The 15647-nt window shown below is 43.0% G+C and carries 11 protein-coding genes; 7 read left to right on the top strand and 4 right to left on the bottom strand.

All coding sequences use genetic code 11. From position 1 onward, the window contains the following. Positions 1-18: 18 nt before the first annotated feature. Together ABD036_RS16795 and ABD036_RS16800 are read right to left on the bottom strand one after the other, a co-directional pair. A complete protein-coding gene (locus tag ABD036_RS16795; protein ID WP_343862016.1) occupies positions 19-3930 on the bottom strand; it encodes a hybrid sensor histidine kinase/response regulator in 3912 nt (1303 codons plus the stop codon). 157 nt (positions 3931-4087) lie between these two features. Beyond that, complete coding sequence (locus ABD036_RS16800) at positions 4088-7213, bottom strand: TonB-dependent receptor (protein ID WP_343862017.1); 3126 nt, start codon at positions 7211-7213, stop codon at positions 4088-4090. A 640-nt stretch (positions 7214-7853) separates the two neighbouring features. Here ABD036_RS16800 and ABD036_RS16805 point away from each other — a divergent pair. From ABD036_RS16805 to ABD036_RS16825, 5 genes are all read left to right on the top strand, one after another. Then, positions 7854-8366 (top strand): lipocalin family protein, encoded by a 513-nt coding sequence (locus tag ABD036_RS16805; protein ID WP_343862019.1) that lies wholly within the window; start codon positions 7854-7856, stop codon positions 8364-8366. 99 nt (positions 8367-8465) lie between these two features. After that, positions 8466-8969: a hypothetical protein gene (locus ABD036_RS16810; protein WP_343862021.1), complete on the top strand. Its 504-nt coding sequence runs from the start codon at positions 8466-8468 to the stop codon at positions 8967-8969. Positions 8970-9069: 100 nt separating this feature from the next. Beyond that, positions 9070-9633, top strand: a complete 564-nt coding sequence (locus ABD036_RS16815) for a PhnA domain-containing protein (protein WP_343862131.1) — start codon at positions 9070-9072, stop codon at positions 9631-9633. Positions 9634-9752: 119 nt separating this feature from the next. After that, the gene (locus tag ABD036_RS16820; RefSeq protein ID WP_343862022.1) at positions 9753-10394 is read left to right on the top strand and encodes a DUF6174 domain-containing protein; all 642 of its coding nucleotides are present in this window, start codon (positions 9753-9755) and stop codon (positions 10392-10394) included. Between the two features lie 86 nt (positions 10395-10480). Next, complete coding sequence (locus tag ABD036_RS16825; RefSeq protein ID WP_343862024.1) at positions 10481-10918, top strand: nuclear transport factor 2 family protein; 438 nt, start codon at positions 10481-10483, stop codon at positions 10916-10918. 56 nt (positions 10919-10974) lie between these two features. On the opposite strand, the gene hutG is transcribed toward ABD036_RS16825, so the two are convergent. Together hutG and hutI are read right to left on the bottom strand one after the other, a co-directional pair. After that, the gene (hutG, locus tag ABD036_RS16830) at positions 10975-11928 is read right to left on the bottom strand and encodes a formimidoylglutamase (RefSeq protein WP_343862026.1); all 954 of its coding nucleotides are present in this window, start codon (positions 11926-11928) and stop codon (positions 10975-10977) included. Further along, on the bottom strand, positions 11918-13132 hold the full coding sequence (gene hutI / locus ABD036_RS16835; protein ID WP_343862028.1) for an imidazolonepropionase: 1215 nt from the start codon (positions 13130-13132) through the stop codon (positions 11918-11920). The genes hutG and hutI overlap by 11 nt, the downstream gene beginning before the upstream one ends. A 102-nt stretch (positions 13133-13234) precedes the next feature. Between hutI and hutC the strand changes: the two genes are divergently transcribed. Both hutC and hutU read left to right on the top strand, forming a co-directional pair. After that, a complete protein-coding gene (gene hutC, locus ABD036_RS16840; RefSeq protein ID WP_343862030.1) occupies positions 13235-13972 on the top strand; it encodes a histidine utilization transcriptional repressor HutC in 738 nt (245 codons plus the stop codon). Position 13973: 1 nt separating this feature from the next. Beyond that, positions 13974-15647 carry a urocanate hydratase gene (gene hutU, locus ABD036_RS16845; protein WP_343862133.1) on the top strand — a complete coding sequence of 558 codons (1674 nt, stop codon included), beginning with the start codon at positions 13974-13976 and terminating at the stop codon, positions 15645-15647.

The raw sequence follows: 15647 nt of genomic DNA on the forward strand, positions 1-15647 counted from the left end.
GCGTGAAGATGAAAGAGATTAACCTGCTGCCTTGATTAGTTCATCCAGTAGCGCTTGAGTCAAGGCATTGAGTTGCTCAAGATCTTCGTTCTTAATGCAGTTTTCTAATTTAGTGGCTGCATCGGCAAGTGTTGGAAAATGAAATAATTGTGAAGCACCAATGAGTCTATGGGCCTGGGTTGCCATTTTTTCCAGATCTCGATTTTGCTCATTGACGACAAATTGTTGGTACTCAGTGGATAAACTGTTTTTAAATTCCAACACCAAATCTGACATATCCACATTGCCAAGGGCATTGCTAGCTTTAGCTTTGGCATCAGATGTCTGGGTAGTAAAGTATTTTGCAATTGTGGTGACCAGTTCTTGTCGGTTCAGTGGCTTTTTAAGAATTCCGTCAAACCCTAAACTGTCATAATGTTCAACGTCATGGGACATAGCATTCGCCGTCAGAGCGATAATAGGTTGTTGGCAACCTTGCGCTCGCAATGACTTATAGGCTTGAATACCATCAACTTTAGGCATCTGAATATCGAGTAAGACAAGATCGGGATTATGCTGTAAATACAATTCAATAGCTTCTAATCCATCTCCAGCAGTGAGCACCTTGAGACCTAGTTTTTTCAGTAACCTTGCAATAAGACGACGGTTTTCAAAATGATCTTCAGCTAATAATATGCTGCCATTGAACAGGTGCTCTGGTGTCGAAAAATCATAGCCAGTATTTTGTGTGGTTAGGTTGATAGCATCAGATAAATTTGGCACAGGCATGGAAAACGTAAACACGCTACCGCGCCCAAATTCGCTTTCTACGGTGATCTTGCCATCCATTAGTCTGGCAAGTTCGTTAGACAATGATAAACCTAGACCAGAGCCTCCAAAACGCCTGCTTATACTGGCATCTGCTTGAGTAAAGTTTTCAAAAATCTGCTGCGTTTGTTCCTCATGCATACCAATCCCGGTATCTGAAATGGTGAAAACCAACTCATTGTTGTTAAGCGCAACATTGAATCTAACCTCGCCTTGCTGAGTAAATTTGATGGCATTTGAGCATAGATTGATCAAAATTTGTTTAACCCGCAAGCCGTCGATATCAACAAATAACGGCACTGGAAGTTGTTTAGTAGTATGAAATGACAGCCCTTTACTTTGAGCCTCTATAGAAAACATCCGGTGTATATTTTCCAATAGATCATGCAAATCTTGGGTTTGCAACTCTAGCTCAAACTTGTTTTCTTCTATTTTGGTTAGATCAAGAATATCGTTAAGTAAAGCCAGTAAGTGCAAGCCATTGTCGTGGATCACTTCCACTTCTCGGTAAATATCTTGACTTTCAATGTCTCGACAAATAATGGCTTCAGCCTGTCCTATTACGGTGGTCAACGGTGTTCTTATTTCATGACTCATGTTAGCCAAAAACTGTGATTTTACTTTGTTGGCCGCCTCTAGCTTGTCTGACTTATGCGCAATAGACGCCGTCTTTTCTGCCACTTGCCTTTCTAGTTTTAGTACCGATTGTTTTTGTCGATGAATATAATAGTAAATACCCAACGCTATAAAGCAGACATACACAATATACATCCACCATTGCAACCAAAATGGCGTCGCAATATGTACATTGACCGCAAGCTCATCGTCATACCAGAGATCTTCCTTAAACTTTGCTTTTACCCTAAACGTATAATCGCCGCCATCTAAATTGGTATAGACAGCCGTGTTGTTGCTGCCATTTTCAATCCAGTCAGAATCAAATCCCTCAAGCATATAGCTGTATTTAATTTGTCTGGCTCGCAGGAAATCCAGTGTCGCAAATTCAAATTTCAAATAATTCTGATCGTAAGCTAAGTCTATATCGCTAGTATCTATATTAGTCTTATGACGATCCTTTGGGGAACCCAACACTTCGAAGTTGGTTAATAGAATTTCGGAGTTAAGCTGACGTTCGGGAATAGCGCTAGGGTCGAAGTAATGTATGCCGTCTCGGCTGGAAACAAAAATAGTGCCATCTGAGGCTTGGGTGACCAGATCAATAAAATAACGACTACCAGACAAACCATCGGTTTTATCAAAGTGCTGAATTTGGCCATTATCTGGATTTAACCTGCTGCCCCCTAGAGGTGTAAACAACCATAAGCGCCCTAGATTGTCTTCTTTTATAAAACGTATGCCTAAATTTTGTTCTTCCGAGAAATAGTCAGAGTAGAGAGAAAATGTTCCAGACTCTTTATCAAATAGATACAAGCCGGCCATGGTGCTGACCCAAAATCGTTGTTCTTTATCTTGAAAGGTGATGTAAATAAAATTATTTGGTCGGGTTGAAATGTTTTGCGGATCATGAATGTAATAAGTCTTTAACTCTTTCGTGCGACTATTCCATAGTTTCAACCCACTCAATGTGCCAATCCATATTTGGTTATTCGCAATATAATCCAAACTCGTAACATGGTTGCTCATTCTTGCAATAGATCTTTGATCTTCAAGAGCAATGTATTCAAAATCTGTGGCTAAATCATTCATCGCAAACAAGCCATGAGCCGTTCCCAGCCAGATAGTATCGTCCGAGTCGACAATAATCTCTTTGAAATCATCGAACAACTCAAGTTTCGGCATAGCACTTGGGGCAAATATTTGATGCCTTTTGCCATCACTATCCATTTTATATACGTTGTGATTATTAACAAACCAAATATCCCCATTGGAAGTTTGCGCCATTTTTCTCACTTCAGGTTGGCTTTCTTGGTCAGCGTTGGCATTAAGTGCGATGAGTTGATTGGTAGAAGGACTCCACTTATAAATCCCCTTATCAGCGGTACCAATTAACACATTGTCTGTTTCGGTAGCTAATAGAGAATAGGCGGATTTAACAATAGGGTTGGTATACAGTAAGAAAGTGTTTTTCTTGATTACTTTATATACTCCAACCCCTTCACAGGTTAACCATATTATTCCTTGCCTATCTTGAAATAATGTCTGGCTGCACTGGTCATCAAACCCCAGCGGTACTTTTTTCAAGGTTAAATTATCCTCTGAAAAAGAAAAAACGCCACGATTACTGGTGACCCAATATTGATTAAAATTGGTTTTTATTAATGAATATATAGGGCCGATGCTAGTATGGTTTTCTATTTCCAGTACAGTAAATGCCTGGGTTTGCTGATCAAAAGATAACACACCGTCATCCGTGCCTAAAAAAAGCGTATTACCTCGACCTTCGATAATATGCCTTATCTTATTGTGCCCGAGAATCGCAACATCGGGGTTTGGGATAAAGGAAGTAAATGTTTCGGTCGTCTTATTGAAACTGGTCAAGCCTCGATTGGTGCCAGTCCAGAGCATATCAGCAGATGTTTGGGCGATATCCCATATTCGACCGTCAGCGGTCCCACTCGGTACTGGGGTTTCATGAGGACCGCCGTATGAGTAGCGAGTGAAACTTTGCTGTTCAGGGTTAAATTTATTTAAACCATAATCACCCGATCCCAACCATATATCACCATCTACATCTTCAAAAATATTCTGAATTTTTCTTGAACTTATACTTTGCGGATCACTGACATCATACTGGTATTGTGTAAACTTATCAGTTGATTGTTCGTATTTAAAAGCACCGCCTCCCCAACTGCCAATCCAAAGATTGCCTTCGCTATCAAGAGTTAGGTTGCCAGCATTATTGTGAGGAAGAGAAAAAGGATCATTAGGATCATGCTGGAATCTTTGCACGTTTTTACCGTCATAGCGCATCAAGCCATCGTAACCAGTACCAAACCACAAGTAGCCGTTTTTATCTTGGACGATTGAGAAAATAATAGAAGATGCAAAGCCATTGTTTTCATCCAGCAACTCAACATTATATTCGGAAGCAAATACAACTCCCCAAGATAAATTGAAGATGGTCATCACGGACAAACAATATCTAGATAGAGTATTCAGCAAGACAATTCCTTTGCGTTACGCGTTGCGATATTACTGTTGCGATATTGCTTAAGCAATACATTGGCCATTTTCACCTGTTAACCATTGCTGAAAGTTGTTGCTTCAAGCAAGGTATGCTCGCGGCGCACACACCTTAAGTATCGCCAAAATAATTTGGTTAAAATTGGTATTTAACCCCAACTTTTACACTCCAAGCCGAGGGCTCAACCCTAAATTGATTAAAGTTATTTGTATCAGTCCCACCACGAGCTTCTTGCAGCACATATTGCCCGTTCTCATTGATATCAACGTCGAACAATATTTGTTGTCTCGACGAAATTCCATATGACTTACCCCAATCATCATTAATTAAATTGGCAAGATTGTCGATGATAAAATACAACTGACCTTTATGGTCCTTTGCCAATCCGGGCAGTTCTTGAGTAATGGCTAAGTCCATGGTGGTTTGCCAAGGTTGTGTGCCTACATATTTGGGAATATAAGCACCTGCATATTGGGCAACGCCTGCGTCTTGTGCAATAGCCATAATTTGCTGATAACTCAACGCTGAAAAGTCAAACGCCGGGTCATCTGCACTTTGCGGTAAATATGGCAGGTAAACTTTTGTGTTGGAACGTTGATCGCCAAAATCTGTTCGTGCTTCACGTCCTAGAGTCCAAGAGAATGGACGTCCAGAACGGCGTTCAAAAAACAGGTTGAATGACGTGTTGTAGCCCTCGATAAACTCTTTTTCATAGCCAAGGTTAACCACAAGGCGATGCTCGATTTCATAAAAAGCACGCCCTTTCAATGGCGAGTTTCGATTAATTATAACTTCATCAAAATAACTAGACTCTGCGGTCGAAGTGTTACCTGGATTAACTTCGCTAATATCTTGATAAGTATAAGACATGTTTAACAACACACCACTATCCCAGCGCTTATTAAGGCCAGTGGTCAGTATTGTACTTTCACCACTGTCTTTACTATTGGTTAGTTGAATATCCCAACGATTTTCTGCGCCGTGAATGTTCCCCCAAATAGTACGTCCTTCAACAGTTTCATCGACTTTATAACGAGATTGATCAACCCAAAAAGCACCGTCATGCCGTTCCACATAAAGTAATTCCGTGGACCATAAAAAGTCATCACCCACACCCGTAATATCAAAAGTAACGTCGGCCGCTAATTGATAACGCCAATCCGACGGCATAGTGAAATCTTTCGCAATGGTATTGGTTGAACCATCGCCTTGTGACAACGAGTTTTGTAACGTTAACGGAACTGAGTCAAACATGACATTTGCTGGGTCTCCAATGGTCTGAGCCACTGCATCAGCAGTAGCACTGGTTTTAGTCACGCCATCATTGGTATAGGCATTGGAAAACCAAACCAAAGGTGTACCGCCACTAAAACGACCGAGCCCACCTCGCAAAGTAAGTTGGTCAGAATAATGCCAATTAAAACTAAAACGAGGCTGCAAGATATCAATACCGTCAAAATTATTGGTGTTCGTTTGACCATAGGTAGCGAAATAATTAGCGTTGTACTTTGGGGCACTATCCACTGATAGCACCTCATACCTTAGGCCACCACTAACAGTAAAGTCATCAAACAGTTCCGTGCTGGCTTCTGCGTAAAAAGCATAATTAGTAGACTCAATAGTGGCGGTTAAATCCTGCATATTATTGGTGTAGGCATTGGAATAAATCACGGTGCGCGGGGCTTTGCTTTCAAACTCCGCTATCGAATCAAAAAACCATCGCCCTGCGGCACTGCGCGCATAGAGATCGGAATTTTTAATATCTTCTATCTCTATTCCAAATTGATAATCGACTGCATCTTTTAGATATAAACCATGAAACGCCAATGTGGTTGTTTGGTTAGATTTAACATTACCATGTCGATTTTTGTCTTGGCCTGCAATAATACTACCACTGGCCGTATTAATGTTTATTTCGCCCCAACTAGAACGCGTGTTTGCAGCTTGTTCATGATCTTTAAAAGACAGGTTGATTTCGGTAGAAAAATTGTCAGTCCAATCTGAAAAAAGATGAGTAGTGAAAATGGTGGTGTCAGCATCCTGAGAATATTGATTAGATGCAAAATTTACTCTACGACTTGAATTAGTGTAATTTAGAGAAGCACTATTTTTCTGATGACTGTAGGTAAAATCCGCCCGGTGTGCGTCGTTGATATTCCAGTCAAATTTGACTAACCATTTTTTGTCACTATCTGCAGGCGGCTCTGTGCCGATAGAATCGGTTAATCCATACACGCCTTCTAAGATAGAAAGTACCTGTTGGGTTTCTTCTATTGTGACTCTGTGTCCAGCAAGACTGCCTAAGTCGTAGTTAAAAATAATTTCATCTGACCACTCCTCAAATGAAGTAAAGAAGAACAAGGTATCTTTTACTAATGGGCCACTTAATGCTGCGCCATAGGTCACTTCATTGTTGTCAAATTCATACTTAGTCGGCTGACCTTGATTATCAAGGTTCAATTTGTCATCAATGGCAGTGCCGTTGACAGGGATCCACTCATAGAAAACCTCACCATCAAAATCATTGGTACCTGACTTGGTGACGACATTAATCGTACCGCCAGTAAAATTGCTAGCGCGCAAATTAAAGGGGGCATAGTCGATGGAAATCTGACTAATCGCATTGATAGAAATCGGTGGGCGTTGCGCAGGATAACCGTTAGCGTTCAACCCAAAGGTGTCACTCACTGCTACGCCATCTAGAGTCAAAGAGTTATATTTTGGATTGCTTCCTGCGATACTTAATTCAGTGCCAGTTGCATCGACAACAGCCAACGGATTACTGCGCACAACATCTTTGATATCACGATTTACCAGTGTTGATTGTTCGATACTCTTTCCGGCAAAAATACTGCTTGAACCTCGTTGGCTTATCGTTGGCACAGACCCAATGACGTCAACCCTTTCCATTTTCGATTTTGGCGTAAGTGTTGCGGATAGATTGAAACTATCATCCAACTGTAAATAGACATTATTAAACTCTTTCGTTTCATAGTCATCAGATGCCATGATTACAGTATAGGGTCCCCCCACGCGCAACCCTCTAGCGCGGAATTCGCCCGCATTGTTGGTGGTGATTCTTTTTACGGTTGCGGATGGAAGATGACGAATTTCAATGATGACATTGGGTAACTTAGATCCTGATTCAGATTGAATTGAACCGGAGATAGTGGATGAGGTGTCAGCGGCCAGAAGTGGCTTGATATAAATCGTTAAGACTAAAGTCACAAATAAAATGCGACCAAACCACGAGTACTGCATGATTTTCCCTAAAAAGTGGATGATGTAAGTATAAATCCCTATTATTTTTAACGCTCTTCCGTGACAGATAAGTGTATTGAAATGAAGCTCAAATTCAAGAGATTTCATCAGTTTAATGAGCGTAAGAACTATATAAACAGCGCATTCAGGAGTGTTTTTTACACTAACGAGTCAGCAAATCCATTTACCGCCAATTTTACACTTGTTCGCTAGGGTTATTTTGAGAAAAAGTTCAGTTAATCTCCACCAAAGGTGATGTCCTAATTCATCTAATCTCGGCTAAATGTAAAAGCGGTATTTGGGTGGACGGTATTTAGGTGGACAGGCATGCTTAAGTGACATCGAAATAAGGTGGAAATAAGGTGGACAGGCATGCTTAAACGCTAAGTAACAAACGATTGGGAATATGATCATTTCAAAAAAAAGTGGGTGTCCTCGTTAAACATCAAAAAAAGTGGGTGTCCATATAAAAAACATTAGAGTGGGTGTCCATGTAAAAAATAGATTAAAGTTTGTTTTTACGGTGGGTGTCCTCTTAATACTCTTAATAAAGCGCCTTGATGCCAATGCGAGATGATACAAAATTAACTTTTATACGTTTATAACCTGTAACAATTAACCTGTGAATGGATAGCCAAAAATGAAAAGAGTGTTAGCGATAGGCCTGTGTTTGTTATTGCAAGGATGCACGTCCACTCCCGATGGGATTGAGCCGGTCAAGGGGTTTGAATTACAGCGATATTTAGGCACTTGGTATGAAATTGCTCGTTTAGATCATCGTTTTGAACGAGGACTTGAACAAGTCAGTGCCGAATATGCAATGCGTGACGATGGCGGTATTAACGTAACGAATCGGGGGTTTAACCCTGATACGGGTGAATGGGATGAAGCAATCGGTAAAGCATACTTTGTATCCGCTGCCAGCACTGGTCATCTTAAGGTGTCGTTTTTTGGTCCCTTTTATGCCAGCTACGTTATCTTTCATCTAGATAAAAACGAGTACCAATACGCATTAATTACTGGTCCTGATCGAGACTACTTTTGGCTATTAAGTAGACAAAAAAACCTACCTGACGCAATATTAAACGAGTTATTAGAAAAAGCCGAAGCCGCAGGTTTTAATCCTAAAGACTTTATTTACGTTAATCAGTAACAAGGATTTGAACTGGGCATGAAAGATTTTGTCGCCAAGAGTGGTCTGTTGGGTATGGCTGCTAGCCAAACCTCAAGATAAAAACAAGAAAGGAAGATAATGCTCGAAAGTCAGCTGCAAGTTGTGCAGCAAGCAAAACAATTTCTCGCCGATATCAAACAGCCAGAGTACAGCACGGTAGTTGAGCCGCATTTTTCCGGTAGCGCCGGTGTACACATGCGCCATGTGTTAGATCACTATAGAGCATTGTTGTCAGGTGTTGAGCATGGATCTGTTGATTACAACAAGCGAACTCGTTTTTCTGATCTCGAAAACTGTCCACAAACAGCCTTTAAAGCGTGGGAGGAAATCGAATTACAGTTGAGCGCCTTGTGTAACATGCCTATGGACACGCCTTTGCAGATTGTGAGCGAAGTCAGTGTAACGCAAACTCAATTTGAACAAGTCCCCTCGACGTTGGCCCGAGAACTGGTGTTTGTATCCAGTCATGCCATTCACCACTTTTCGTTATTAGCCGTGATGCGTTCATTGCAAGGACAGTCGATTCCAGCGGGTTTTGGTATCGCCCCCGCTACAGCGACCTTTCAACGTCAACAAGCCTGATACATACCAACGACAATACTAGCCATGGATTATCCCTAGTAAAGAAAGGGATAATATGGATAATAGCGCCGCCATCTCACTCAAATTTACAGGCGTAATTATGTCGATAGAACAGTCTTTACTCGCCCGCAGCAACCGCGCTTGTGAGTTGTGCACATCATCCGAATCGTTAAGTGTCTATGAAGTGCCACCAGCAGAAAATCATGCAGACAAATGCATTATGGTGTGTAGCACTTGTGCTGCCCAACTTAATGGTGAAGCGGAGATTGACGCAAATCATTGGCGCTGCCTGAATGACAGCATGTGGAGTACCACACCGGCAGTGCAAATTGTCGCTTGGCGTATGCTTAAAAAACTGTCCAGCGAAGGCTGGCCGCAAGATCTTCTCGATATGATGTATCTTGATGAAGATATGCAAAAATGGGCCGAAGTTGGCATGGTTGATACGAGCAATGAGCCTACCTTAGATTGCAACGGTGTAGCCTTGCAAACTGGTGATACAGTCACTTTGGTCAAAGACTTGAACGTAAAAGGTGCAAACTTCACCGCCAAGCGCGGTACCCCTGTGCGTGGCATTAGTTTAAGCAGCAATCCGGAGCATATTGAAGGTAAAGTAAACGGCCAGCGCATCGTAATCATAAGTGCTTACACTAAGAAGTCGTAACGATTTTTTAGTTGTACCTGTCCATGTTAAACATCCTTGTTATACACTTTTAGTTGTAGTTCGATTGAAAAAATACTAGTTTTGGCATTATCTTTATAATTTGTTGAAAAGTTTTTCTGTTGAAAAATCAATTTCCGATCATCAATTTTTATTCTCTGCATTTCATCATAGTAGCAGCTGCATCCTGTGTTCTTGTAGCGGTGGTACTTATTGGTGAGTGGATGCTACGAGCAGATAAAACTACTAGCATAGAAAGTAGTATATTATCTTCACAAGCTGACATTTGGAAAAGCAAACAACTCAAACACTACAGTTTTTTATTAGATTCAACTTGCCATGATGCTAAAAATCTAAGAGTAGAGGTAAGAGACAACATTCAAGTATGGCCAAAAACCCAAAGCTACCCAACAATTGAAGAGCTATTTCAGTTTATAGAAAAAGCAAAAGTCAAAGCAGACTATGTAGCAGACCATTACGATCCTCAAGGCTTTCCAAGGTTTGTCAGAATTAATTGGAATAAAGACTACTTTGACTTCATGTGCGGATTTGACGTGACTAACGTGCAAAAATTAAGCGGTTTAATTCCACTTCCAACAATACAAACCAGAGTGCGCGTAAAAGAACCGCGCTTTCGCGATCCTGATATGTTTCCATATGACTTAAGTTTTTCTCTTGGCAGGCTATATTCGCAGGAGGAAATAAAAGAGCAAGCAAAAAGTTATGCAAGACCAGAATCGATAATTCAGAAATCGTTGCTGTGATTTATCCATTTTAATGTGCGAAACAAGGTATCAATGTTCATTTTTCGCTTTTCGCTTTTCGCTTGGACAACACTAAAGGAACAGAAATGAAACACACATTCGCATTCACCATAGTTGCTGTTAGTGTTTTATTGCTTTCAGCCTGCGCAAAATTACCTTCCTCCCATGGGCATCCAATCATCGAGGCTTATTCTGAGTCATGGAACGAAAAGAATGTGCAGAAAATGGCGGCATTGATGCATCCGCAGATCCAATGGTTGAGTGTTAAAGGCAACACTATTAATGTCGAAATCTCGGGTAAGTCAGAGTTGGTTGAGGCGATGCAAAAATGGTTTGAAGACGCTGATTTACCGGCTGGCTCATTACGCGATTGGAGCCTAAATGGCAATTTCGTTGCCGTTACTGAAACCGCAACCTGGATAGATGACTCTGGCGCCACTCAGTCACAAAGTTCGCTAACGGTGTATGAGCTGGAAGATGATCTTATCCGCCGAGTTTATTACTATCCCAGTGTAAAACACTAGGGTTTTATGGCTCTATCCTCAAGTACCGTACCGCAACGCTCGCTCAAACTTCAAACTCACAGCATGCGAGTGGTTTCATAAATCAAACGAGCTGCCAGTTTTGCAGTGCGATTATCGATATCAAACTGCGGATTCATTTCTGCAATATCCATCACTCGCCAGCAGTAGTTCATCTGTGCTTGTTGTTGCCACAACCAGCGCAGCATATCGATAACAAATTGTCGGTCTACTCCCAATGAGGCTGGGGCACTTACGCCCGGTGCTATGTCTGCGCTGAACACATCCAAACACACAGTCACATAAAGCTCGTCGATGTCAGTTAACATAGGCGCAAGCTTGGCTTGCGCGTTTTCAACTGTACAGTGTTGATCACGCAGATAAACCACGTCTAGCCCATCGGCGCGATCAAATAGAGCCTGCGTGTTAGCCGGTTCAGCTACGCCAAGGCAGGCATAATGGAAAGGCCGAGCGTTCGATTCACAATGTTTTGCGACTTGATAAAAAGGCGTTCCACTACTGGGATTAGGTGCCGGTTTACGCAAATCAAAATGAGCATCGAAGTTGATAATCGCTATTTTTTTCGCCGGCTGTTGCTGCGTAAGATAGCTATACAGTCCTTGATAGGTTCCCCACGCTATTTCGTGTCCACCGCCAAGGGCAATGACCAGTCGATGTTTTTGTAACGCGTCGGTTAGGTGGCTCGCATAGCTTTGCTGTGAGGTTTCCAGTGGCGCATTGGCAATCAGATTACCATGGTCGTAAACACTCGCTTGACCATGATAAGCAAAATTTGCCAAGGCACTGCGAATTGCGTCGGGCCCCTCTTTGGCCCCTACCCGACCTTTGTTTTCCGCTACGCCTAAATCGCAACTAAACCCAAGTAATCCGATGTCAGTGTCTGGCGTGCTATTGGCGAGCACGTGATGCCAACGTTTGCCCTGCTGGCCATCTTCAACATCATCACGGCCTTGCCATTTAAAGTCTCGGTTAAGTTCTGTTTTAGTCAACACGTTTCCCTCCAACCCATTTAGCACTTGGCAGATAATGATTAATGGCATAAACCAATTGCGCTGGATATTGAATATCCCATAAGCATAAATCGGCTCTTTGCTGCGGTGCTATGGTGCCTCTGTCTGTCAGTTTCAACGCCTTGGCGGCGTTTACCGTTATTCCTTTAAGGGCTTCTTCTGGCGTGAGCTTAAACATAACGCAGGCCATATTGGCACAAGTTAACAATGATGCAATGGGCGAACTGCCGGGGTTTAGGTCAGTGGCTACGGCCATTGGTACCTGATGTTCACGCAGTGCATCTATGGGCGGTTTTTTAGTTTCATTAAGATAATAAAACGCACCGGGCAACAGTACAGCTACCGTATTGTGTTGGTTAAGTCGCGGCACATCTTCAACACTTAAGTATTCGATGTGATCAACTGAAATGGCGGCCATGGAAGCGGCAAGGCGTGCCCCTTTAAGATCACTGAGTTGCTCGACATGTCCTTTGATATTTAAGTCGTGCGACTTAGCTGCAGTAAACACGCGCTCACATTGAGCAGGTGAAAAGCCAATCCCTTCACAAAAAACATCTACTGTTGAGGCAAGTTGATGCTTAGCAACATAAGGAATACAAGTATCACAGAGATAATCAATGTAACCATCGGCATCACCTTTGTATTCATCTGGCAACGCATGGGCACCCAGAAAAGTGGTTTCTATCTGCACTGGTAAATACGACTCTAGTTGCTTAGCCACTTCCAGCATTTTCACTTCAGTTTCAAGATTAAGTCCATAGCCGGATTTAACTTCAATAGTGGTAACCCCCTCACGGGCAAGCTGTCTTGCGCGCGCTTTCGCGGAACTCAACAAGCTTTGCGCAGAGGCTTCACGTGTTGCTTTTACGGTACTTTTAATACCACCGCCTTGCTCTGCAATTTGCTGATAAGTTAGACCATTGAGGCGTTTTTCAAACTCATCGGCGCGGTCTCCGCCAAAGACTAAATGGGTGTGACAATCGACAAAACCAGGCAGTAACCATTGCCCGTCTGCATCAACGGTTTCAGCTGCACTACCAGAATACTCGTTTCGCTTACCCGCGAAGGTGATCACGTCATCACAGATCGCCACACAGGCGTCTAACACAACACCATAATCGGCGCCATTGTCTGCCATGGTTGCCAAGTTCACATTGTGGATCAGCAGGTCATCATTCACTTTCATAACACATCTTTGTCATTATTGATTATTTACCAAGTGTACTTGCACCAACTTGTATATACAAGTAACCTAGCCGCAAATAAACACTGAGATTGGATAACCGTTTTGCAACTGAGATATGTGCGGATTAAATCTGCTTTGTTGGCCAGAATTGAAGCCGGCGAAATGGTGCCTGGTGCACAAGTGCCCTCGGAAAACCAATTATCAGAAGAGTTTCAAGTTAGCCGTATGACTGCAAGACGAGCTCTGACTGAATTAGTTGATGAAGGCATACTGATCCGATCGCAAGGCTTAGGCACTTTTGTGTCTGATCACCGCCCGATGAGTTCAATGTTGGAAATCACCAGCATCGACAAAGAAGTACTTTCTCGTGGGCATATATATTCCAACAAAGTCATACATCAAAGTACGGTTGTAGCCGATGCCAGTCAAAGCGCGCTTTTTTCCCTTGCCGCTGGCGATGAACTGTTTCATACGCAAATCATTCATTATGAGTCAGGCGTTGCCATTCAATTGGAAAAGCGCTGGGTTAATCCGGTGCAAGCGCCAGCCTATTTACAACAAGATTTTAGTAAAACCACGGCTAACCAATACCTAAATAAGGTCGCTCCGCTAACGCAGGCCGATCATGTTATTGAAGCCTTATTACCTGATGACGAGATCGCTAACTATTTGAACATCGCTCAATTGCAGCCCTGTTTAATGATCTCCCGTCGAACCTATTCGGCTAAGGGCATTGTTAGCTATGCCCGTTTATACCACCCCGGAAATCGTTATCGATTAGGTGGACATTTAGATTTTAATAGTCAAAACAGGAGTTTTGTTAACCATGAAACAAATTGATCTGCAACGAGATGATCCGCAGCGCAACATTCGCGCGCCACGAGGTAACCAACTAAATGCCTTGAGTTGGCAGACAGAAGCGCCGCTAAGGATGTTGATGAACAACCTAGATCCTGAGGTGGCTGAGCACCCGAACAGTCTAGTGGTGTATGGTGGTATCGGTCGAGCTGCCAGAGACTGGCCCAGTTATGACAAAATTGTTGAAGTGCTTAAACGCTTAAAAGACGATGAAACCTTATTAATACAAAGCGGTAAGCCGGTAGGCGTCTTCCCTACCCACGAAAATGCACCTCGAGTGCTGATCGCCAACTCAAATTTAGTTCCGCATTGGGCTAATTGGGAACACTTTAATGAGCTCGATAAAGCCGGATTGATGATGTATGGGCAAATGACCGCCGGCTCATGGATCTACATTGGTTCACAGGGCATTGTTCAGGGCACGTATGAAACCTTTGTCAGTGTTGCAAAAACCCACTTTGACGGCGACTCAACTGGTAAGTGGGTACTTACTGGCGGTTTAGGTGGCATGGGTGGGGCGCAACCTTTAGCGGCTACCATGGCTGGGTTTTCAATGTTAGCTGTGGATGTGGACGAAAGTCGTATCGATTTTAGATTAAAAACCCGCTATTTAGATAAAAAAGCCAAGGATCTAGACGAAGCCTTAGCGATGCTTGAAGAGGCTCGCGAACAATCAAAAGCCATTTCAGTAGGTTTGTTGGGCAACGCCGCTGACGTGTTTACCGATTTAGTAAAACGCAATATCACCCCGGATGTAGTAACCGACCAAACCAGTGCCCACGATCCACTAAACGGCTATTTGCCGCAAAACTGGACTCTGCAACAGGCAGCTGAAATGCGTAGCAAAGACGAAGCCGCAGTGGTAAAAGCGGCCAAAGCGTCTATGGCTGTGCAAGTCAATGCCATGTTAGAGCTGCAAAGCCGTGGTGCAGCGACCTTGGATTATGGCAACAATATTCGTCAAATGGCCTTTGAAGAAGGCGTTAAGAATGCCTTTGATTTCCCTGGGTTTGTGCCGGCTTATATTCGCCCGTTATTTTGCCAAGGTATAGGTCCATTTAGATGGGTAGCCCTATCCGGCGATCCTGAAGACATTTACAAAACTGATCAAAAAGTAAAAGAACTTATTCCCGATAACCCGCACCTACACAATTGGTTAGACATGGCCCGTGAGCGTATTCAATTCCAAGGCCTGCCAGCACGAATTTGCTGGGTGGGGCTAGGTGAACGACAAAAACTGGGGTTAGCTTTTAACGAAATGGTCAGAAACGGCGAACTTAAAGCACCAGTCGTGATTGGCCGTGACCATTTAGACTCCGGCTCGGTGGCATCGCCAAATCGCGAAACCGAGAGCATGCTAGACGGATCGGATGCAGTGTCAGATTGGCCACTATTGAATGCGCTGCTTAACACTGCCGGCGGCGCAACTTGGGTGAGCTTGCACCATGGTGGAGGTGTCGGAATGGGATTCAGCCAACATTCTGGTGTCGTGATCCTGTGTGATGGCAGTGAAGATGCGGATAAGCGCATTGCTCGCGTATTACACAACGACCCCGCCACAGGAGTGATGCGCCATGCTGACGCTGGATACGACATCGCCAAACAGTGTGCAATCGACAAAGGCCTAGACTTACCCATGCTAGATGAGAACAAATAA

Source organism: Aliiglaciecola litoralis (assembly GCF_039523355.1).
Taxonomy (GTDB): Bacteria; Pseudomonadota; Gammaproteobacteria; order Enterobacterales; family Alteromonadaceae; genus Aliiglaciecola; species Aliiglaciecola litoralis.